Genomic DNA, 21,074 nt, shown 5'->3' with positions numbered 1-21,074 from the left:
GTCGCCCCGCCGTCCCTACGATGTTTCGCGGACCTTTGCCGCCGCCTTTCGGGCCGCTACCAACACCGGGTCCCAGACGGGGGAGAACGGTGGGGCGTAGCCCAGGTCCAGGGTGGTCATCTGTTCTGCCGTCATGCCCGCCGTGAGGGCGACCGCCGCGATGTCGACGCGTTTGCCCGCGCCCTCCCTGCCCACGATCTGGACGCCCAGGAGGCGGCCCGTGCGGTGTTCGGCGAGCATCTTGACCGTCATGGGTGAGGAGTTCGGGTAATAGCCGGCGCGGCTGGTCGACTCGATGGTGACCGTCTCGAAGCGCAGGCCCACGCGGTGGGCGTCCTTCTCGCGCAGTCCCGTGCGCGCGATCTCGAGGTCGCAGACCTTGCTGACGGCCGTGCCGACCACGCCCGGGAAGGTGGCGTAGCCGCCGCCGGCGTTGGTGCCGATGACCTGGCCGTGCTTGTTGGCGTGGGTGCCGAGCGGGATGTGCCGTTGCTGGCCGGAGACCAGGTCGAGGACCTCGACGCAGTCGCCGCCGGCCCAGATGTTCTCGTGCCCGCGCACCCGCATCGAGCGGTCCGTGAGGAGTCCGCCGTGGGCGCCGAGCGGGAGGCCTGCCGCCCGCGCGAGCGTCGTCTCGGGGCGTACGCCGATGCCGAGCACGACGACGTCCGCCTGGAAGTCCCGGTCCTTCGTTCTCACCGCGCGCACCCGGCCGCCGTCATCCGTCAGGATCCCGGTGACCTCGGCGTCGTTCACCATCGTGATGCCCAGGCCCTCCATGGCCTCGTGCACCAGACGGCCCATGTCGGGGTCCAGGGTCGACATGGGCTCGCTGCCGCGGTTGACGACCGTCACCTCGTAGCCGCGGTTGATGAGCGCCTCGGCCATCTCCACGCCGATGTAGCCGGCCCCCACGACCACCGCGCGGCGGCCAGGCGTGCGTGCCAGCGTGTCGAGCAGCGCCTGGCCGTCGTCCAGCGTCTGCACCCCGTGCACCCCGGGCGCGTCCACTCCGGGCAGGTCGGGCCGGATCGGCCGGGCGCCGGTCGCGATCACGAGCTTGTCGTACGACGTCCAGGACTCGGCGCCGGAGTCCACGTCACGGGTGCGTACCCGCTGAAGGTCGGGGTCGAGCTCGGTGACCTCGGTGCGCAGCCGCAGATCGATGTCCCGCGCGCGGTGTTCCTCGGGGGTGCGGGCGATGAGCCGGTCCCGGTCGGGGACGTCACCGCCCACCCAGTAGGGGATGCCGCACGCCGAGTACGACGTGAAGTTGCCGCGCTCGAACGCCACGATCTCCAGCTCGTCGGGCTTGTTCAGACGGCGTGCCTGCGACGCCGCGGACATCCCCGCGGCGTCGCCGCCGATCACGACCAGTCGTTCCCGTGTACCCCGCGTACGGCTCATGCTCATGCGAACACGCTACGGGAGCAGGTCATTTCAGTCCTGCTCGCCGGGCGTGCGCGGCTGCGCGGACTCCGGGGCCGGCCGGGCCGTCGGCAGCGGGCCCAGCGCGCCCGCCACGGGTGCGGGCTCGGGCCGCGGGCGGCGCGGGAGGCGGGGCCGTACGACACGCAGCCACACCAGCGCGATCAGTGCCGCCACCGCGGCGAACGGCAGGACCGCGCCGAGGGCCACCGCGAGCCAGCGCAGCATCGTCACGAACGCGTTCCAGCCGCCCGCGAGCGCGTCCACGAACCCCGGGTCGTCGTCCTTCGCCTCCTTCTTCTTCACTGGGGTCTCGGAGAGCGAGAGGGTGATGGTGGCCAGGCTCGTGCGGTCCTTCAGGGACGTCTGCCGGGCGAGCAGCGCCTCCAGGTCGGCCTGGCGTGTGCTCAGCTCGCCCTCCAGGGTCACCACGTCGCTCAGCTTGGTGGCCTGGTCCATCAGCTCGCGGATCCGGGCCACGCTGGCGCGCTGCGACTTGATCCGGCTCTCCACGTCCACGACCTGATCGGTGACGTCCTCGGCCTTGGCGCTGCGGTCGAGGAGTTTTCCGGCGCCCTCCAGCTCGGCGAGGACCTCGTCGTACTTCTCGACGGGCACGCGCAGCACGACCCGGGTCCGCTCGTGGCCCTCCTCGTCCCGGGTGGTGGTGGTCTCGTTGCCGACGTAGCCGCCCGCGTTCTCCGTGCCGGTGCGGGCCTTCTCCAGGGCCTTCGGGACGTCCTTGACCCGCACGGTCAGCGAGGCCGTACGGATGATGTGGCTCGCGGTGAGCTTCGGCGGGGCGGTCGCCCGGGCTCCGCTTCCGGCACCGCCGGGGGCGGCCTCGTTCGCGGCGCCCTTGCCGTCCGCCTGCGGGGCGGCGACTCCGCGGTCGGCGGTGCTGCCGGCGGAGTCCTCGCCCGCGCCGCTGCACCCGGTGAGTGCGAGGGCCGCGGCCAGCAGAAGCGCGGCCAGGGCAGGTACGGGATGGCGTGCGGGTCGTCGTGTGCGCATGCGGGCTTCCCCCGGGGTTCGATTTTGCTGACGCTTCTTCGACGTCCGGGCGGTGCCGAACGTTTGGCCCGGGACGGTTCCGATGCGGTCACGGTCGGGACTCGTGCAGGACACCGGGGCACGGCGGCGCTGTCAGTGGGGTCTGAGAGGCTGGGGGCATGCGCGAAGTTCAAGCCCGTGCGGGCACGGGGCAGGTCATCGTCATCGGGGCGGGCATCGCGGGCCTGGCCGCGGCACACCGGCTGCTGGAGCGCGGGGCGAGGGTGACCGTGCTGGAGGCCTCCGACCGGGTCGGCGGGAAGCTGCTGCCCGGCGAGATCGCGGGCGCGCGCGTGGACCTCGGCGCGGAGTCGATGCTGGCCCGCCGCCCCGAGGCGGTGGCGCTCGCGCGCGAGGTGGGCCTCGCCGACCGTCTCCAGCCCCCGGCCACCGCCACGGCCTCGATCTGGACCCGGGGCGCGCTGCGTCCGATGCCCAAGGGGCATGTGATGGGCGTCCCCGGCACCGCCGCCGCCCTGTCCGGCCTGCTGTCCGACGAGGGCCTCGCCCGCATCGAGCGTGACGCAGAGCTGCCCCGCACCGAGGTCGGGGACGACGTGGCCGTCGGGGAGTACGTGGCCGAGCGCCTGGGCCGCGAGGTCGTCGACCGCCTGGTGGAGCCCCTGCTGGGCGGCGTGTACGCGGGCGACGCGTACCGCATCTCGATGCGCTCGGCCGTCCCCCAGCTCTTCCAGGCTGCCCGCAGCCACACCTCCCTGACGGAGGGGGTCCGCGAGATCCAGGCGAAGGCGGCCGCCGACCAGCAGACCGGCCCGGTGTTCATGGGCCTCCAGGGCGGCGTGGGCACCCTGCCCCTCGCGGTGGCGGAGTCGGTCCGGGCCCGCGGCGGCGAGATCCTGACTCGAACGCCGGTGACGGAGCTGCGCCGCACCCCGGCGGACGGCGGGTGGCGCGTCGTCTCCGGTGTGCGCGTGTGGCACGCGGACGCGGTGGTCGTCGCCGTCCCCGCCCCGGCAGCCGCCGGCCTGCTGCGCACCGAGAGCCCCGGGGCCGCCGCCGAGCTCGGCGGCGTCGAGTACGCCTCCATGGCCCTGGTCACCCTCGCCTACCGCCGTGCCGAGGCGGCCCTGCCCGACGGCAGCGGCTTCCTGGTGCCGCCGGTCGACGGGCGCACCATCAAGGCCTCCACCTTCGCCTCGCGGAAATGGGGCTGGATCGCCGACGAGAACCCCGACCTGTTCGTCCTGCGCACCTCCGTCGGACGGTACGCCGAGAGGGAGATCCTCGACCGTGACGACACCGAGCTCGTGGACGTCTCCCGGCACGACCTGAAGGCGGCGACCGGCCTGGTCGCCACACCCGTCGCCACCCGCGTCACCCGCTGGGACGACGGCCTGCCCCAGTACCCGGTCGGCCACCACGCGCGCGTGGCCCGCGTCCGCGAGCACATCGCCGCACTGCCCGGGATCGCCGTGTGCGGCGCTCCGTACGACGGCGTCGGCATCCCGGCGTGCATCGCGAGCGCGCACGCCGCCGTCGACCAGATCCACGGTGACCGGCAATGAAAGGAGCAGCGCGAAGCGCTTCGAGGGCGGTGGTGGGCGACGGGCGGGCGTGCAGGAGCTCACCGCCCACCCGGTGCAGAGCCTGCACGGCGGAGCAGGAGAATGAGGACATGAGCAACGACGCCTCAACCCCCGAGACCGGCAGGATCCCGAACAAGGGCAAGCTGGCCAAGGACCTCAACGAGGTCATCCGCTACACGCTCTGGTCCGTCTTCAAGCTGAAGGACGTGCTCCCCGAGGACCGCGCCGGGTACGCCGACGAGGTCCAGGAGCTGTTCGACCAGCTCGCCGCGAAGGACGTGACGATCCGCGGCACGTACGACGTCTCGGGCCTGCGCGCCGACGCCGACCTCATGATCTGGTGGCACGCGGAGACCAGCGACGCGCTGCAGGAGGCGTACAACCTCTTCCGCCGCACGAAGCTGGGCCGGGCGCTCACACCGGTGTGGTCGAACATGGCGCTGCACCGCCCCGCCGAGTTCAACCGCGCGCACATCCCGGCGTTCCTCGCCGACGAGACGCCCCGCAACTACGTGAGCGTCTACCCCTTCGTGCGCTCCTACGACTGGTACCTGCTGCCCGACGAGGACCGCCGCCGCATGCTCGCCGACCACGGCAAGATGGCCCGCGGCTACCCGGACGTGCGCGCCAACACCGTCGCCTCGTTCTCCCTCGGCGACTACGAGTGGCTTCTCGCCTTCGAGGCCGACGAGCTGTACCGCATCGTCGACCTCATGCGTCACCTGCGCGCCTCCGAGGCCCGTATGCACGTCCGCGAGGAGGTCCCGTTCTTCACGGGCCGCCGCAAGGACGTCGCCGAACTGGTCGCCGGTCTGGCCTGATCAGCGCAGCCGTCGCTCGGCCCCGGGCTTCTCCGGGGCCGTCGACCGCGGCTCGGGCTCGGCGTGCGGTGCGCACTGCGCGCGCCGCCCCGGCAGCCGGCCCTCCAGCAGATACGCCTCCAGGTGGCCGTTGACGCAGGCGTTCGGCCCGCCCGCCAAGCCGTGCGCGCCCGCGTTCCGCTCCGTGACCAGGACCGAGCCCGCGAGACGGCGGCGGAGTTCCAGGGCGCCGTCGTACGGCGTGGCGGCGTCCCGCTCGGCGGCCAGGATCAGCGTGGGCGGCAGCTCGCCCGGCGAGGTACCGACATCGAGCGGCCGCTGCCGCGGCCCCTGCCAGTAGGCGCACGGCAGGTTCGTCCACACGTTGTCCCAGGTCTCGAACGGCGCCGTCCGCGCGAGCCGGGTGTTGTCCCGGTCCCACACCCTCCAGTCCGTCGGCCAGGGGGCGTCGTTGCACTCGACGGCCAGGTACACCGCGCGGGTGTTCTCCGCCTCGGCGGCCGCTTCCGGATACCGGCTCGCCTGCTCGACCAGCGGCTTGGGATCGCCCTTGAGGTACGCCGAGAGCGCGTGCGCGAGGAGTGGCCAATGGTCGTCGTAGTACCCGGCCTGCAGGAACGCCTCCTGCAACTGCCCCGGCCCGACCTTCCCGCCGGCCGGCTCGGCGGCCAGCCGGGCGCTTGCCCGCTCGTAGCCGCGCTGTACCTCCCGCGCGGTCCTGCCCAGGCCGTACACGCCGTCGTGCCGGGCGGTCCACCTCCGGAAGTCCCGCCAGCGGCCCTCGAACGCCGCCGACTGGGCGAGGTTGTTGCGGTACCAGATCTCCGCCGGGTCGGGATCGACCACCGAGTCGAACACCATCCGCCGTACATGTGCGGGGAACAGCGTCGCGTACAGGGCCCCGAGGTAGGTGCCGTACGACGAGCCCAGGAACGTCAAGCGCGTCTCGCCGAGCGCGGCGCGCAGTACGTCCAGGTCGCGGGCGTTGTTCAGTGAGTGGTAGTGCCGCAGTGTGCCGCCGGCCCGCTCGGCGCAGCCGCGCGCGTACGCCTTCGCCTGCGCGATGCGTTCCTTCTTGAACGCCGTGGAGGGGTGCGTCTGCGCCTGTGTGGGCGCCTTGAAGAACTGCTCGGGGTCCTGGCAGGACAGCGGCGCGGAACGGCCGACGCCGCGCGGGGCGTAGCCGACGAGGTCGTAGGCGGCCGCGATCCGCTTCCACTCGGGGAGCAGTCCGACGACCGGGAAGTACAGGCCGGTGGCTCCGGGCCCGCCGGGGTTGTAGACCAGGGCACCCTGCCGGCGGACCTTGCGCTTGCTGTTGTGCGGGTCCTTCTGCGTGGCCCGGGTCCGGCTGACGGCGAGTCGGATCTGCCGGCCGTTCGGCCGGGCGTAGTCCAGTGGGACGGTCACGGTGCCGCACTGCATGCTGCCCGGCAGGTCCTGTGCGTCGCCGCACCGGCCGAACCGGACACCGGCCGCCTTCGCGCGCGCGGCGGCCACCGCGGTGCCGTGCGGCTCGGGCGCCGCGGATCGGCCCTCGGTGTCCGGGGCCGCGGTCAGGGCGCTCAACAGCAAGGACCCTGCGGCCGAGTAGAGGAGGGCGGCTCTCATCGCGTATCCCTTCGGTGCACGGTGGCGACAAAAGGGATGTTTGGTGCGTCGATTGAGGAAGGCAAGCACCGTACGCCGGTGTCGGCGTCAATGCTCCCGTGCGCCCCCGGCCTGTCAGTCGTGTGCCTCGCGGTGCGCGAAGGCGGCGCGCAGATCCGGTTCGCCGACCGCGCGCACACCGCGTACGGCCACGGAGGTGAGGTACGTACGGTCGTCGGCGGCGCCGTCCGCGTTCCGGGTCAGCGCGCCGAGCAGCCGCTGACCCGCCGGGGAGGCCCAGCGCGAGTACGGGTGGATCTCGACCCGTGCGATGGCGAGGCAGCTCAGGGTCAGGGCGAGCGGCAGCGCGAACCACAGGGCGACCAGGGTGCGCGGCATGTCCGGCGGGGCGGGCGTCAGCAGGGCGGCGACGCCGAGACCGAGCACCGCGACCGCCGCCACGCGCACCTGCCGGACCCCCGCCGCGACCGTCGTACGGGCGCTGTCGGGCACCGCGAGGCCCGCGCGCACCAGCCCGTCGGCGATCCCGCGCACCGCGTCCGCCGTGGCGGCGGTGGCCCGCACCGGAGCGATCCGGGACTGGCCCTCGGGGCCGATGGCTCCTATCACCGACCGCTCCATCGCGTCCCGCCCGCGCGGGTCGACGACCGTCGCCCAGCCCGTGTGGGCCAGCAGCAGGCGCCGCTGACGCGCCATGGCGACGAGGGTCACGTCGGCGACCCGCCGCGGTCCGCCGGAGAGGAACGCGGCCTCGTACAGGGTGAGTTCACGGACCTGGCCGGTGTCCGTGTCGCCGGCCGCGGCGCGCACGGCGGCCAGGCACAGCCGCGTGCACGCCGTGCCCGCCACGGCCCAGGCCGTCAGCAGGAAAAGAGCCCAGAGCATATGTTGTTTGTATGTGACACGGTCCCGAAAACACCATGCCTTGTTCACAATCCGGACGGAGTGTTGTCGGTATGTGACGTTCCGTTTCACTGCCCCGGTGGTGGGCGGAAGGCGGGAGGCGGGAGCGTCTGGGACGGGGCCGAGGTCGGGGCAGGGGAACCGCTGCCGGTGGCCATGTCGCGGGCCACGGCGTCGTAGTCGACGTCCCCCGTCGCCTCCAGGGCCTTGATGTGGTCGAGGACGGTCGTGGTGGCGTCGTCGGCGAGGGCGCGCACCAGGGAGTTGCGGGTGCTCGCACGGACCTGGGCGACCACGGGGAGCATCTGGCCCTGGGCCAGTCGCAGCACGGTCGCGAACTGCCGGTCGTACTCCGCGCCCCGCGTCTCGTTCAGGGTGGCCAGCCACTGCTTCTGCTGGTCGCCGGGCGTGTCCGGCAGGGTGAGATTCAGCTGGGCGGCGGCACCGCGGACCCGCTCGTCCAGGAAGCGGTGCCCCTCGACGAGATGCCGGCCGGCGGTCCGCACGGCCGGGGTGGTCCCCTTCGTCCGGGCCTGCCGCCCTGCGGCCGGCTCCCACAGCCCGGCCAGCCGGACCTTGACGAGGAAGTCCTGATCGAGGGCGGACAGCGGGCCGTAGCTCGTCCGCAGCGTCTGCGCGCTCAGCGCGTCCGGCGCTGTCTCCGGCCGGCCGGTGTAGGGCCAGAGCGAGAAGACCAGCGCGGCGAGCGTCGCCGCGAGGCACGTGACGATGAGCCCCGTGCCGCTGACGATGCCTCGGCCCTTGACGGGGGGTCGGGGTCGCATGGTGGTGCCTCCTGGTACGGCACCGCACGCTAGTGCGCTTCGGGTGCGGAGTTGACATGTTACTTCGGGGTCTACGCCAAGTGCCGTACAGGGGCGAATGGTTCCATCGGGGGTGGGAAGGGGCGATTGTGGGAGTCGTGACGGAGGACTCGCCGGGGCAAAGAGACGCAAAACATTCCCAGGTTCCGGGCGGGCGTGACCCGGGTGTTAGTCCCGGCACACTCGGGCGCGCAGGCGCGGGGCCGGGCGACTAGCCCACCCGGGTCCTCTGGGCCGCCCGGACGCCGTCGCGGCGGTGTGCCCCGTGGCCGCCGACCTCCCGATGGGCCATGTTGCTGACCGTCGAGCCGATCGGCACCGGCCGGATGCGAAGGAGGCCCCGCGGTGGGTGAGCTGTACATCGACGGCGAGTGGACACAGGCCACGGCCGGTGGACGGCGGGAGGTGGTCAACCCCTACGACGCCTCCGTCGTCACCACCGTCGACGAGGCCGACGCCGCTGACGTGGACCGCGCCGTACGCGCCGCCCGGCGCGCCTTCGCCGAGGAGGACTGGGCGAACGCCCCCTCCCGCCGCCGCGCCGACCTGCTGCTGCGCGTCCACGACCTGCTGCTGCGCGACCGTGAGGACATCGCGCGCACCGAGACGCTCGACACCGGCAAGACGCTGACCGAGGCCCGTATCGACGTGGAGGACGTGGCCAACGCCTTCCGCTACTTCGCCGAACTCGCGGGCAAGGACGGCGGCCGGGTCGTGGACGTCGGCCCGGACGTCCTCAGCCGCGTCGTCTACCAGCCGGTCGGCGTGTGCGCGCTCATCGCCCCCTGGAACTACCCGCTGCTCCAGGCCTCCTGGAAGGTGGCCCCGGCGCTGGCCGCCGGCAACACCTTCGTCCTCAAGCCCAGCGAGACCACACCGCTCACCACGATCGCCATGGTCAAGCTCATCGAGGAGGCCGGCGCCCCGCCCGGCGTCGCCAACCTGGTGCTGGGCTCCGGGGCGACCGTCGGCGCGGCCCTGACCAGCCACCCCGACGTGGACCTGGTGTCCTTCACCGGCGGCCTGAACACCGGACGGTCCATCATGGCCAGCGCCGCCGAGGGGCCGAGGAACATCGCCCTGGAACTGGGCGGCAAGAACCCCAACATCGTGTTCGCGGACGCCGACTTCGACGCCGCCGTGGATTTCGCCCTGGACGCCGCCTTCCTGCACTCCGGGCAGGTCTGCTCGGCCGGTTCGCGCCTGCTGGTCCAAGACTCGCTGCACGACCGGTTCGTCGAGGCCTACGCCGCCCGCGCGCGGGCGATCCGGCTGGGCAACGGCCTGGAGGAGGGCACCGAGAGCGGCCCGCTCAGCTCCGCCGAGCATCGCGAGAAGGTCGAGGGGTACATCGCCGTCGCCAAGGAGGAGGGCGCCCGGCTCGTCACCGGCGGCACCCGCCCCGACGACCCCGCCCTGAGCCGCGGCTTCTTCCTGCTGCCGACGATCTTCGCCGACTGCGACCGGTCCATGCGCATCGTGCAGGAGGAGGTCTTCGGCCCGGTGGTCACCGTCGAGCGCTTCCGCACCGAGGACGAGGCGGTGGAACTGGCCAACGACACCCGCTACGGCCTGGCCGGCGGCGTGTGGACCTCCGACGCGAGCCGCGCCCAGCGCGTCGCCCAGCGGCTGCGGCACGGCACCGTGTGGATCAACGACTTCCACCCCTATGTGCCGCAGGCCGAGTGGGGCGGCTTCGGCCGCTCCGGCGTCGGGCGCGAACTGGGCCCCACCGGGCTGCGCGAGTACCAGGAGGCCAAGCACATCTACCAGAACCTCGCCCCCGCCCCCTCCGGCTGGTTCAAGGGCTGACCTTCTGGCAGCACAGCGTCCGCCCGTGGCGCGACGACCACCGAAGACCGGCCGCCCGCCCGCCCGTGGCGCAAAGGCCACCGAAGAAAGGCACCGCATGGCCCCCACCACCGCGCAGGGCGCCGAGACCGCCTACGACTACGTCATCGTCGGCGGTGGCACCGCCGGCTGCGTGCTCGCCGCCCGTCTGAGCGAGGACCCCGACTGCCGCGTCTGCGTCATCGAGGGCGGCCCCAGCGATGTCGGCGACGAGCGCATCCTGCGTCTGCGCAACTGGATCAACCTGCTCGGCTCGGAGTTCGACTACGGCTACACCACCGTCGAACAGCCGCGCGGCAACTCCCACATCCTGCACTCACGGGCCCGCGTGCTCGGCGGCTGCTCCTCCCACAACACGCTGATCAGCTTCCTGCCGCTGCCGCAGGATCTCGACGACTGGGTGGCCCGGGGTTGCCCCGGCTGGGACCCGGCGACGATCCTCCCCTACCGGGACCGGCTGCGCACGCAGATCGTCCCGGTGGCCGAGGCCGACCGCAATCCCATCGCCAAGGACTTCGTCACCGCGGCCACCCGCGCCCTCGGCGTCCCCGTCGTCGACGACTTCAACGCCAAGCCCTTCGCCGACGGCACCGGCTTCTTCTCGCTGGCCTACGAGCCGGAGGGCAATCTGCGCTCCTCCGCGTCCGTCGCCTACCTCCACCCGGTCATGGACCGGCCCAACCTCACGCTCCTCCTGGAGACCTGGGCGCACCGGCTGCTCACCGACGAGTCGGGGCGGCTGACCCGGGTCGCCGTCCGCGGCGCCGACGGGCAACCCGCCACCGTGCGCGCCGAACGCGAACTCCTGCTGTGCGCCGGAGCCATCGACACTCCGCGCCTGCTGATGCTCTCCGGCATCGGCCCGGCCGACGACCTGCGCAAGCTGGGCATCGACGTACGGGCCGACCTGCCCGGCGTGGGCGAGAACCTGCTGGACCACCCCGAGTCCGTGATCGTCTGGGAGACCGACGGCCCGCTGCCGCCCAACTCCGCGATGGACTCCGACGCCGGACTGTTCCTGCGTCGCGACAAGAGCGGGCCGCGCCCCGACCTGATGTTCCACTTCTACCAGGTGCCGTTCACCGTCAACACCGAACGCCTGGGCTACCCCGTGCCGCAGCATGGGGTGTGCATGACGCCGAACGTGCCGCGCGCCCGCTCCACCGGCCGCATCTGGCTGCGCAGCGCCGACCCCGCCGAGCACCCCGCCCTGGACTTCCGGTACTTCACCGACCCCGAGGGGCACGACGAGCGCACCATCGTGGACGGGCTGAAGGTCGCCCGTGAGGTCGCCGCCACCGACCCGCTGCGCGACTGGCTCGTCCGCGAGGTCGCGCCCGGCCCGGACGTCGTCTCCGACGCCGACCTGTCGGAGTACGGCCGCCGGGCGGCCCACACCGTCTACCACCCCGCGGGCACCTGTCGCATGGGCGCCCCGGACGATCCGCTGGCCGTCTGCGACCCCGAGTTGAGACTGCGCGGCTTCGAGGGCGTGCGGATCATCGACGCGTCGGTGTTCCCGACGATGCCCACGATCAACCCCATGGTGACCGTCCTGCTCACCGCCGAACGCGCCGCCGACCTGATCAGCGGCCGCACGCCGGCCGCGGCACGGAGGGCCGGAAAGTGACCGCCGCACAGCCTCCCGCACCGGCGGCCGGCACCCCGGGAGGGGAGCCCGGCTCGGAGTTCCGCAAGGACATGAGCCCCTGGGCCAACTTCGCCCTCGGCTTCACCTACCTCTCCCCGGTGGTGGGCACCTACACCCTCTTCGGCATCGCGATCGCCGACGGCGGACCGCCGATGATCTGGGCGTTCCTGGTCGCCGGCTGCGGCCAGTTCCTCGTCGCGCTGATCTTCGGGGAGATCGTCGCCCAGTACCCGATCGCGGGCGGCGTCTACCCCTGGGCCCGGCGGCTCTGGGGCAAGCGCTGGGCGTGGATGACCGGCTGGGTGTACATGTGGGCGCTGCTGGTGACCATCACCTCCGTCGCCTACGGCGCCGGCCCCTACATCGCCATCCTCTTCGGCTTCAGAGCCACCGTGCACACCACCGTGCTGTGCACCGCCGTGCTCATCGTCGTCGCCATCCTCATCAACTACATGGGCACCAAGGCACTGTCGACGGCGGCGCTCATCGGTTTCGCCGGCGAGCTCATCGGCGCCCTCGTCGTCGGCGTCTACCTGCTGTCCACCCACCGCCACCAGGGCCTCGGCGTCATCTTCGACACCTACGGCACCGAGGGAGACGGCTCCTACCTGCCGGCGTTCCTGGCAGCCGGCATCATCGGCCTCTACCAGTACTACGGCTTCGAGGCGTGCGGCGACACCGCCGAGGAGGTCGCCCACCCGGGCCGGGTCATCCCCCGCGCGATGCGCCGCACCATCTACATCGGCGGCTCGGCGGCCACGTTCACCTGTATGTCGCTGCTGCTGTCGGTCACGGACTTCAACGCGATCATCTCGGGCGAGCAGGCTGACCCGGTGGTGGACGTGCTGTTCGACGCGATGGGCGAGACCGGGGCGCGGATGGTGATGGCCGTGGTGCTGATCTCCTTCCTGTCCTGCACGATCAGCCTCCAGGCCGCGGCCGGGCGGCTCATCTACTCCTACGCCCGGGACGAGATGATCGTCGGGTACCGGCTGCTGCGGCGGTTCGTCCACGCCCGTGCGGTGCCGAGCTGGGCGCTGTTCGTGTCCGCGGCGGTGCCGCTGATCATCGCCTTCGCCTCACTGCTCTCCGAGGACGCCCTCACCAACATCGTCTCGTTCGCGATCCTCGGCATCTACGGCTCGTTCCAGATGGTGGTCCTGGCCGCGCTGCGCGCCCGGCTCAAGGGCTGGAAACCGGCCGGGGAGTTCACCCTGGGCCGCTGGGGCCTCACGGTGAACATCGCCGCGCTGGCCTACGGCATCCTCGCCATCATCAACATCTGCTGGGCCCGCACCCCGGAGAAGGCCTGGTGGGAGAACTGGATCGTCCTGCTCTGCGGCGGCGTGGTGGTGGGGACGGGCCTGATCTACATGTTCACGACGAACCACTACGGCCGGGGCGAGGCTCTGGCGGGCGACGCGGTACCGGAGAAGCGGGCCGCTGCCTCCGGCGGGCCGGGCTCGCGGCGCGAGTGAGATGTGGGGGTCCCCTCAACGCCGCAGCAGGACCTTGCGCGTGGCGCGAGCGAGTCGGTGGACCGGGCGCCGGGAGCGCGGCGAGGGCCCCGACCGCTCCAGCCACCACTCCCGTAGTTCCCGCCGCGCCTGCGCGCCCCCGGGGCGCCCGGCGGAAAGCAGGTGCTCGGCGAAGGTGAGCGCGTCGCGTCGGTAGCCGCCGGTCATCGGGTGGGTCTGGGCATAGCCGAGGAAAGCGGTGCGGTAGTCCTCTCCGAGGATCACCGGCAGCTCGGGCGCGACCTTCGCCACGACATCCGCCCGCTTCGCGGCGAGCGCCCGCGCCTGTACGCCGACCCGTACCCGGTCGAACCCCTCGGGCACGGGCGTCCCGGCGACCAGCGCGGACAGCAACGCGGCCTGCGCGAGCCCCAGCCGCTGACGAGCGGCACGGCATTCACTGGGGTGGGGCAGGTCGAAGGCGCCCCGTGTCGCCCCGACCGCCCCGGTCTCTTCGCCCCGCTGCCCGGCACCGTCATCGGCGAGCAGCCGGCCTTCGGCGGCCCGGGGCTCTTCGCCGGGTCGCTCGGTGCCGGCGAGCAACCGGCCCTCGGCGTCCTCGGGCTCGTTGCCGGGTCGCTCGGCGCCGGCCCCCGCAAGCAGCTCGCCTTCGGCGCCCCGGGCCCCTCGGGTCCGCACGGACGCGTCACCGTTCCCGGACGCGTCGCCGTTCCCGGACGCTTCACCGTCCCCGGGTGCGTCACCGTTCCCGGACGCGTCGCCGTCCCCGGGTGCGTCGCCGTTCCGTGGTCCGACCTCCCCCGCCTCCGCCCGTCGGGTCGCCGCGCTGCCCGCCTCCAGGAGCTGTGTCTTCACGCGTTCGACCGCTCCCGTCCCCAGTGCCCGCCGGATCGCGCCCAGCTCCCGCTCCAGCTCCGCCGGTTCCGGGAAGTTCTCGTCGCGTTCCAGGAGGACGCCCGGTGGGCAGACGCGGGAGGCGAGGTCGGTCAGGATGTCGAGGACCGGCCGGGGGACGGGGTGGGCGTGGCTGTCGTGCCAGACGCCGTCGCGTTCGAAGCCGCCCGCGACATGGACGTAGGCGATGGCCTCGAGGGGCAGCTCGGCGAGGGCCTTGGCCGGGTCCTCGCCGCGGTTGACGTGGTTGGTGTGCAGGTTGGCCACGTCGATGAGGAGGCGGACCCCCGTACGGTCGGCCAGCTCGTACAGGAACTGGCCCTCCGTCATCTCCTCGCCCGGCCAGGAGATCAGCGCGGCGATGTTCTCGACGGCCAGCGGCACCGGCAGTGACTCCTGCGCGATGCGGACGTTCTCGCAGAGGACGTCGAGGGCGTCCCGCGTCCGGGGGACGGGCAGCAGATGGCCCGCCTCCAGGTGCGGGGACGCCGTCAGCGCACCGCCCGCGCGGACGAACGCGATGTGCTCGGTGACCAGCGGCGAGCCGAGCGCCTCCACCCGCTCGGCCAGCGCGGCCAGCCGGCCTTCGTCGGGCCGGTCCGCGCCCCCGAGGCCCAGCGAGACGCCGTGCGGCACCACGGTGACGCCGCGCTCGCGCAGCCGCTCCAGCGACTCGGGCAGGTGCCCGGGGCAGACGTTCTCGGCCACGGCCTCGACCCAGTCGATCCCCGGCATGCGCTCCACGGCGTCCGCGATCTCCGGTCGCCACCCGATGCCCGTCCCCAGTCGCTCCATTCGTCCCCCTCCTCCGCACGGCCCGATCCTCGAACGTGAGGGGGGTATGGCCCAGCCGCCCGGCCCCGAACCCTGCCACCGACTCCTTCAGAGGAACATTTGAGGTTCACCGACGGAGCACCGGGCTCGCGCCACCCCTTGATGCGTCGTAGACCGGACGTATGCGCGACGGCGAGCAGGCGCACCACCCCGCGCGGAAGCGCAGACGGGACCCGGGGAGTCCGGCCGTGGTCCGGTGGCTGTGGGCCGGTGCCGGGGCCCTGGTCCTGGCCGGGGGCACGGCCTACTTCCTGCTCCCCCTGGAAGGGCTCGCCGCCGACCGCCCCTGGCTGGGCTGGCCGCTGTTCGTCCTGTGCCTGGGGCTGGTGGCCGCGCTGCTGCTGCGCCAGGTGCGCGACATCGTGCTGGAGAGGCCGCACACCCGGTCGGGCCTCGTGATCTCGCTGCTGATGTGCCTGGCCGTGCTGGTCTTCTCCTCCGGCTACTACGCCCTCGCCCAGCAGCCGGGCCAGTTCACCGGCCTGCGCACCCGGGTCGACGCGCTGTACTTCACCGTCGTCACGCTCGCGACCGTCGGCTACGGCGACATCACCCCGAGCGGGCAGGAGGCCCGCATGGTGGCGGTCGTCCAGATCCTGTACGCGTTCGTCTTCCTCACGGCGGCGGCCACCGCGCTGACGCGCCATCTGTACACCGTGGTCGCCGAACGCGACCGGCGTCCGCCGCCGTCCTGACCCGGGCGGCGGCTACGCCGGGCGGGAGGAGCGGTAGTTGAACACCGACCACAGGACGAACAGACCGGTCACGATCATGATGATCGACCAGAACGGCTGGTACGGCAGCCACATGAAGTTCGCGATCAGCGCCAGACCGACCACGACCGCGCCCACGATCCGGGCCCAGGTGGCTCCGGTGAACAGGCCGAGCCCGGCCGCCACCACGAGCACACCGACGATCAGGTGGATCCATCCCCATGCGGTCAGGTCGAACGCGAAGACGTACTCGCCGAAGCTCGTGTACACCTCGTCGTCGGCGATCGCGGTGATGCCCTGAAGGACCGCGAAGAGGCCGTAGACGACCATCAGGGTGCCGCCGAGCGTCAGGCCACCGGCCGCCCAGGGGTCGCCGGTACCACCCCGGTCGCCGGGACCGCTGTCGGGGGCGGGCGGAGCGGGGGGAGGGGGCGCGGCACTGGTCATGGCTGCCTCCTGGGTCGGGAGTCTGGTAACCCCACTGGAGCACCCGCCCCCGACATGCGCGCCTGCGGCTGCGCCGAACGGGTGGCCGCCGGGGGCCTACCGCTCCCGGCGCAACGCCGGGTGGTCCGCGACGACCGTGCACGAGCCGGGCGCGATCTCCGTGAACCCCGCGTCGCGGACCAACGGCAGTCCGCTGCCGGTCAGTTCGGGCCAGCGGGCCGGGTCGGCCGTCCGTACGGCGAGGGGGAAGCCCGCGTCGTGCCAGCCGGCCCGCTCCTCTTCGGACAGCTCCCACCAGGCCAGTTGTGCGGCGTGTCCGGCCTGGGCCATCGCCTTGCCGGCCGACATGCCCAGATCGGGGTTCAGCCACAGCACGGGGGCGGCCGGGTCCGCGTCCACCGGCGGTTCCGGGTCGTCCAGGTCGGTGCCGGAGACCTGGAGCCGGGCCAGGTCCTTTGGCCAGCCGTCCAGCGGGACCGGCGGGAAGACCCGCACCTCGGCGGACTTGCCGGTGACGGTGATGCCGGGCAGCGCCTCGGCCCGACGCCACTCGGCGCCGCGCGCCCGCCGCACCACCTTGCGGATCCGGGCGTCCTGCCAGTCCCGCATGGCCTGCGCCCACTCGCCGTCCCCGGCCGACCGCTCGTCGCCCAGGATGGTCAGCACGGCCCGAGCGGCCGTCGCCAGCGCGTCCGCACGCGCCGGCGGGTCCGCCCGCTCGATCCGCACGACCAGCGGCAGCACGAACTGCGGTGCCGCGTCGCGCAGCGAGGTCTCGGACCGGAAAGGGCTGTCACTCACGGACGTCGGGTCTTCGCTCACGAAGCCCAGTGTGCCAGCCGCGAGATCGTGCAGGATGGGCCCCATGCGACCCGACCTGTGCCTGGAGAACGCGGGCCGCCGCTACGGCCTGCGCGGCCCCTGGGTGTTGCGTGGCGTCGACCTGACGGTGGCCCCGGGCCGGCTCGTCCGCGTCGAGGGCGCCAACGGCACCGGCAAGTCCACCCTCCTGCGGCTGCTCGCCGGTATCGACGCCCCCAGTGAAGGCCGGATCACCGGCAGGCCGCGCACGGCCTACGTCCCCGAGCGGTTCCCGCCGGCCCTGCCCTTCACGGCCGCCGGCTACCTCACCCACCTCGGCACCGTGCACGGCCTGTCCCGCACGGCGGCCGCCCGGGCCGCCGGCGAATGGCTGGAGCGCCTCGGGGCCGCCGCGTACGCCGATACGCCGATGGCCCGGCTGTCGAAGGGCAGCAGCCAGAAGGTCGCGGTCGCCCAGGCCCTGCTGGCCGAGCCGGAGCTGCTGGTGCTCGACGAGGCGTGGACCGGTCTGGACAGCGGTGCCCGGGCCGAGTTGGAGCGGGCGGTCGCCGAGCGCACGGCGGCCGGTGGATCCGTGGTGTTCGTCGACCACGACCCGCGCCGCCTCGCGGGCCTGCCGGACGCGACGTACGCCGTGCGCGACGGGAGCCTCGTCCCCTGTGACGTGGCGGGACCGCTTCCGTCCGGACCGCACGTCACGGTCGAGGCACAGGGCCCGCCGGACGGGCGGCTTCCCGGCGACGTGCGGCGGGCCGTCACCTCCGCCGAGGAGACCGCGCCCGGCAGTTACCGCCTCACCGTCCCGGCCCCGCAGTCCGACGTCCTGCTCCGCGCCCTGCTCGCGGCCCGCCCGCCCTGGCACGTGGTGAGCGTGGCACCGCGGGCAGACACCCCCGGGAGCAGCCGATGACCGCCCTCCTGCGCTACCACGCCGCTCTGCTGCTGCGCTCACAGCGCTGGCTGCCGCCGTTCCTGCTGTACGCCGCCTTCCTCGCCATCAGCGTCCAGGCCGGCAAGCCGGTGCTCGACTCGCTGGGCTACTCCGCCGCCGCGCTGCTGCCCGTCGCGGCCTGGCTGGCCCGGATCTGCGTCACGAGTGAGCCGGAGGCCGCGCGCGGCTGTGTGGCGGCGGCCGCCGGGCCCGCCCGCGCCCATGTGGCCTGCCTGCTGGTGGGGCTGGCCGGCGCGGCGGCGCTCGGCTCGGTCACGACCCTTCTCGTGACACTGCTCAGCGACCCGGTCGCCTCGGACCACCGCACCCGGGTGCCGCTCGCCCCCGCCTGCGGTGCCGGGCTGCTCGCCGCCCTGGCCTGCGCCCTGCTCGGTACGGCGGTCGGCGCGCTCACGAGCCGGCCGTTGCTGCGGTCGCGGGGCCGTGCCGTCCTGGCCCTACTGCTCGCGGCGCTGCTGTCCCTGGTGGCCACCGGCTCCCCGGCCCAGGCGGCGGTGCAGGGCCTGGTGACCGGCTCCCGGTCGGGCACCGTCCCGCTCCCGCTGCTGCCCCTTGCCGCGGCAGCCCTGGTCACGGCCGCGGCGCTGGCCCTGGCCGGTGCGCTCGCCTCCCGCCGATCACCCTGAGCAGCTCGTGCGCTGCGCCTCCTGCCACTCGCAGACCGGGCAGAGAGTGATGCCCTTGTACGACTCCGGGTACTCCGTGGGCTTCCGGCACAGCACGCACTCGGCGTACGGCGGCCCGTCCGCCCTGGGCGGCCTGGCCGCGTCGATCAGGCAGTAGTCGTCCTCGCTCATATGTCCAGCGTAGGCCGGTCAGCGGCGCTCGCCCACGGCGCCGATCAGCTCGGACACCTTCACGAATCCGAAGCCCCTGCGGCGCAGCTCCGGCACGATCGTGCGCACGGCCCGCTCGGTCGCCGGGGCGGCACTGCGCGTGCAGTGCAGCACGACCACCGAGCCGGGCCGCACCCCGTCCAGCACCTGCCGGACGATCACGTCCGGGTCCGTTTCGAACGCGTCGCCGCCGACCACGTCCCACTGCACGGCGGTCACCCCGGCCGGGGCCAGGGCCTTCAGGGCCCGGCGGTCGTAACAGCCGCCGGGGAAGCGGAAGTACGGCATCGGATCCCGTACGCCGGCCTTCCGGAACGCGGCGTACGCCCGCTCCACGTCCGAGCGTTCCCGCTCCTCGGGCACGGTCGGCAGGCCGTGGCAGTCCCGGGTGTAGGCGTAGTGGCTGTAGGAGTGGTTGGCGACCTCGAAGAGCGGGTCCCGGCCGATGGAGCGGGCCTGGTCCGGGTACTCCTCGGCCCACCGTCCGGTCATGAAGACGGTGGCCGGCACCTTCAGCGCCCGCAGCGTCGAGATCAGCCGCGGATGGTCGAACCGCTCACCCGCCGCCGCCCGCGCCCCCTGCCCGGCGGTCATGTCGGCGTCGAAGGTGAGCGCGACGGTCCGGCCTCGGGTGCGGGGACCGTGCTCGAAGACGGGCGTGAGGCCGCCCGGACCGGGGGCGAGGGTCGGGGGCCTCGGCGGTGGTGCGGGCACCGGTGGGGTGGCCGCCTGTGGGGGCCGGGCGATCCCACAGGCGGCGAGGGCCGTGCCCAGGGCGCATACGGCGAGGGCACGGCGGAGGAGGGTGATCACCGTATGAAGATATGAGCGGAATCGATCCCTTATGCGTCACGACCGCGGGTGTCACCCGGCCGTCAGATGTCCCGCTGCTCCAGCGGCTTGGTCGCCGGGCCCTGGATCACCTTGCCGTCCGTGTCGAAGCGGGAGCCGTGGCAGGGGCACTCCCAGGCGCGCTCGGCGCCGTTGAAGGCGACCAGGCAGCCCAGGTGGGTGCAGCGGGCGGAGACGGCGTGCAGGGTGCCGTCGTCGTCCCGGTAGACCGCGAGGCGGTGGCCGTCGGCGCGGACCACGGCGCCCTCGCCGGGCGGCAGGGACTCCACGGGCGGCACGGGCCGCAGCCGGTCCCCCACGAAGTGCCCGGCGACCTTGGCCTGCGTCTTGAGGAACGACGGCGCCTCACGCACGGCCGGACGCAGCCGCCGCGGGTCGTACAGCCCGCTCCACGCGCACTCCTCGCCCGTGATCTGCGCGGTGAGGAGGCGGCCCGCCATCATGCCGCCGCTCATGCCCCAGCCGCCGAAGCCGGTGGCCACATAGGCGTGCCGCGCACCCGGGTGCAGCGGGCCCACCATCGGCACGGTGTCGGTGGGGTCGATGTCCTGCGTGGCCCAGCGGTGGGTGACGTCCAGGTCCGGGAAGTGGCCGGTGGCCCAGGCGGTGAGGTGTTCGAAGCGGGCCCGTGGGTCGCCCGTGCCGGGCGTGAAGTGCTCGCCGGTGACCACGAGCAGCCGCCGGCCCCCCTCGTGCGGGGCGGTGCGCACCGAGCGGATGCCCTCGTCGGGCGTGATGAACATGCCGTCCGGGTCCTGGCCGGCCGGGATCGTCCCGGCGACGACCAGCTCGCGGCGCGGCGACAGCCTGGCGAACAGCAGGGCCCGGTCGAAGATCGGGTAGTGCGTCGCGACGACGACGTCCCGGGCCCTGACCGGCGCCCCGGTCGTGGTCGACAGCCGGCACGGCTCGCCCTCGTCCAGGCCGAGGACGGCGGTGTCCTCGTAGATCCGCCCGCCGCGTTCGACCAGGTCGGCGGCGAGGGCCAGCAGGTACTTGCGCGGATGGAACTGGGCCTGCCCGGTGACCCGGACCGCGCCCGCCACCGGGAAGGGCAGCCCGGTCTCCGTCACGAACGAGGCGGGCAGCCCGGCCTCGGCCGCCGCCCGTGCCTCGGCGCGCAGCTCGTCCACCCGGCCCGCGTCGCACGCGTAGGTGTACGCGTCCCGGGTCTCCCACTCGCAGTCGATGCCCAGTTCCCCGGCGATCCCGGCCGCGCGCTCGATCGCCTCGGACTGGGAGCGGGCGTACAGTCGCGCGCCCTCGGGGCCGCGGGTGCGCCGCAGCTTGTCGTAGACGAGTGTGTGCAGTGCGGTGACCTTGGCGGTGGTGTGCCCGGTGACCCCGGCCGCGACCCGCCCGGCCTCCAGGACCGCCACGCTCCGCCCGGCCCGGGTCAGCTCCCACGCCGTGCACAGTCCGGCGATCCCGGCGCCGATCACCGCCACGTCGACGTCCAGGTCCTCCGTCAGGGCCGGGCGGTGGCCGTCCGGTGCCGTTTCTAGCCAGTACGAGCTGCTGACCTGCTGCTTCTCGCTCATGGGGCACTGAGTACCC

General features: G+C 73.4%; 18 protein-coding genes and 1 pseudogene. 8 read left to right on the top strand and 11 right to left on the bottom strand.

Going from position 1 to position 21,074, the window contains the following annotated elements; translation table 11 throughout:
- Positions 1 to 15 precede the first annotated feature (15 nt).
- Positions 16 to 1,413 (bottom strand): FAD-dependent oxidoreductase, encoded by a 1,398-nt coding sequence (locus OG542_RS08985; protein WP_328409742.1) that lies wholly within the window; start codon positions 1,411 to 1,413, stop codon positions 16 to 18.
- 27 nt (positions 1,414 to 1,440) lie between these two features.
- Entirely contained in the window at positions 1,441 to 2,442 is a 1,002-nt protein-coding gene (locus OG542_RS08980) for a DUF4349 domain-containing protein (RefSeq protein WP_328409740.1), read from the bottom strand.
- A 158-nt stretch (positions 2,443 to 2,600) separates the two neighbouring features.
- On the opposite strand from OG542_RS08980, the pseudogene hemG reads away from it, so the two are divergent.
- A pseudogene (gene hemG, locus OG542_RS08975) lies at positions 2,601 to 4,113 on the top strand (protoporphyrinogen oxidase).
- 4 nt (positions 4,114 to 4,117) lie between these two features.
- Positions 4,118 to 4,849 carry a hydrogen peroxide-dependent heme synthase gene (gene hemQ, locus OG542_RS08970; RefSeq protein ID WP_184589318.1) on the top strand — a complete coding sequence of 244 codons (732 nt, stop codon included), beginning with the start codon at positions 4,118 to 4,120 and terminating at the stop codon, positions 4,847 to 4,849.
- Here the strand turns inward: hemQ and OG542_RS08965 are convergent, their stop codons facing one another.
- From OG542_RS08965 to OG542_RS08955, 3 genes are all read right to left on the bottom strand, one after another.
- On the bottom strand, positions 4,850 to 6,460 hold the full coding sequence (locus OG542_RS08965) for an alpha/beta hydrolase (protein WP_328409736.1): 1,611 nt from the start codon (positions 6,458 to 6,460) through the stop codon (positions 4,850 to 4,852).
- A 114-nt stretch (positions 6,461 to 6,574) separates the two neighbouring features.
- Complete coding sequence (locus tag OG542_RS08960; protein WP_328409734.1) at positions 6,575 to 7,345, bottom strand: TIGR04222 domain-containing membrane protein; 771 nt, start codon at positions 7,343 to 7,345, stop codon at positions 6,575 to 6,577.
- 86 nt (positions 7,346 to 7,431) lie between these two features.
- Complete coding sequence (locus OG542_RS08955; protein WP_328409732.1) at positions 7,432 to 8,148, bottom strand: DUF4142 domain-containing protein; 717 nt, start codon at positions 8,146 to 8,148, stop codon at positions 7,432 to 7,434.
- A 384-nt stretch (positions 8,149 to 8,532) separates the two neighbouring features.
- Between OG542_RS08955 and OG542_RS08950 the strand changes: the two genes are divergently transcribed.
- The 3 genes from OG542_RS08950 (at position 8,533) to OG542_RS08940 (ending at position 13,167) form a co-directional block, all read left to right on the top strand.
- Positions 8,533 to 9,999, top strand: a complete 1,467-nt coding sequence (locus OG542_RS08950; protein WP_328344672.1) for an aldehyde dehydrogenase family protein — start codon at positions 8,533 to 8,535, stop codon at positions 9,997 to 9,999.
- Positions 10,000 to 10,096: 97 nt separating this feature from the next.
- Positions 10,097 to 11,668, top strand: a complete 1,572-nt coding sequence (locus OG542_RS08945) for a GMC family oxidoreductase (protein ID WP_328409730.1) — start codon at positions 10,097 to 10,099, stop codon at positions 11,666 to 11,668.
- The gene (locus OG542_RS08940) at positions 11,665 to 13,167 is read left to right on the top strand and encodes an APC family permease (RefSeq protein WP_328409728.1); all 1,503 of its coding nucleotides are present in this window, start codon (positions 11,665 to 11,667) and stop codon (positions 13,165 to 13,167) included. Before OG542_RS08945 ends, OG542_RS08940 begins: the two co-directional genes overlap by 4 nt.
- 15 nt (positions 13,168 to 13,182) lie before the next feature.
- Here the strand turns inward: OG542_RS08940 and OG542_RS08935 are convergent, their stop codons facing one another.
- Entirely contained in the window at positions 13,183 to 14,856 is a 1,674-nt protein-coding gene (locus tag OG542_RS08935; protein WP_328409726.1) for a DUF692 domain-containing protein, read from the bottom strand.
- A gap of 161 nt (positions 14,857 to 15,017) precedes the next feature.
- On the opposite strand from OG542_RS08935, the gene OG542_RS08930 reads away from it, so the two are divergent.
- The gene (locus tag OG542_RS08930) at positions 15,018 to 15,590 is read left to right on the top strand and encodes a potassium channel family protein (protein WP_193476593.1); all 573 of its coding nucleotides are present in this window, start codon (positions 15,018 to 15,020) and stop codon (positions 15,588 to 15,590) included.
- 12 nt (positions 15,591 to 15,602) lie between these two features.
- Here the strand turns inward: OG542_RS08930 and OG542_RS08925 are convergent, their stop codons facing one another.
- Both OG542_RS08925 and OG542_RS08920 read right to left on the bottom strand, forming a co-directional pair.
- The gene (locus OG542_RS08925; RefSeq protein WP_193476594.1) at positions 15,603 to 16,055 is read right to left on the bottom strand and encodes a DUF7144 family membrane protein; all 453 of its coding nucleotides are present in this window, start codon (positions 16,053 to 16,055) and stop codon (positions 15,603 to 15,605) included.
- A gap of 96 nt (positions 16,056 to 16,151) precedes the next feature.
- The gene (locus tag OG542_RS08920) at positions 16,152 to 16,922 is read right to left on the bottom strand and encodes an aminoacyl-tRNA hydrolase (RefSeq protein ID WP_328409723.1); all 771 of its coding nucleotides are present in this window, start codon (positions 16,920 to 16,922) and stop codon (positions 16,152 to 16,154) included.
- On the opposite strand from OG542_RS08920, the gene OG542_RS08915 reads away from it, so the two are divergent.
- The gene (locus OG542_RS08915; protein ID WP_328409721.1) at positions 16,921 to 17,787 is read left to right on the top strand and encodes an ABC transporter ATP-binding protein; all 867 of its coding nucleotides are present in this window, start codon (positions 16,921 to 16,923) and stop codon (positions 17,785 to 17,787) included. The two genes, OG542_RS08920 and OG542_RS08915, sit on opposite strands and share 2 nt — an antisense overlap.
- Positions 17,784 to 18,455, top strand: a complete 672-nt coding sequence (locus tag OG542_RS08910) for an ABC transporter (RefSeq protein ID WP_328409719.1) — start codon at positions 17,784 to 17,786, stop codon at positions 18,453 to 18,455. Before OG542_RS08915 ends, OG542_RS08910 begins: the two co-directional genes overlap by 4 nt.
- Here OG542_RS08910 and OG542_RS08905 read toward each other — a convergent pair.
- The 3 genes from OG542_RS08905 to OG542_RS08895 all read right to left on the bottom strand — a co-directional run bounded on the left by OG542_RS08905 (position 18,447) and on the right by OG542_RS08895 (position 21,058).
- Positions 18,447 to 18,626: a hypothetical protein gene (locus tag OG542_RS08905; protein ID WP_328409717.1), complete on the bottom strand. Its 180-nt coding sequence runs from the start codon at positions 18,624 to 18,626 to the stop codon at positions 18,447 to 18,449. The two genes, OG542_RS08910 and OG542_RS08905, sit on opposite strands and share 9 nt — an antisense overlap.
- Before the next feature lie 18 nt (positions 18,627 to 18,644).
- Positions 18,645 to 19,478: a polysaccharide deacetylase family protein gene (locus OG542_RS08900; RefSeq protein ID WP_328409715.1), complete on the bottom strand. Its 834-nt coding sequence runs from the start codon at positions 19,476 to 19,478 to the stop codon at positions 18,645 to 18,647.
- 62 nt (positions 19,479 to 19,540) lie between these two features.
- Positions 19,541 to 21,058, bottom strand: coding sequence for an FAD-dependent oxidoreductase (locus OG542_RS08895; protein WP_328409713.1), 1,518 nt, complete (start codon positions 21,056 to 21,058; stop codon positions 19,541 to 19,543).
- Positions 21,059 to 21,074 lie beyond the last annotated feature (16 nt).

The sequence above is a fragment of the Streptomyces violaceus genome, from assembly GCF_036014075.1.
Taxonomy (GTDB): domain Bacteria; phylum Actinomycetota; class Actinomycetes; order Streptomycetales; family Streptomycetaceae; genus Streptomyces; species Streptomyces violaceus.
The sequence above is the reverse complement of the archived record's forward strand: the minus strand, read 5'-3'. Positions and strand labels throughout refer to the sequence as shown.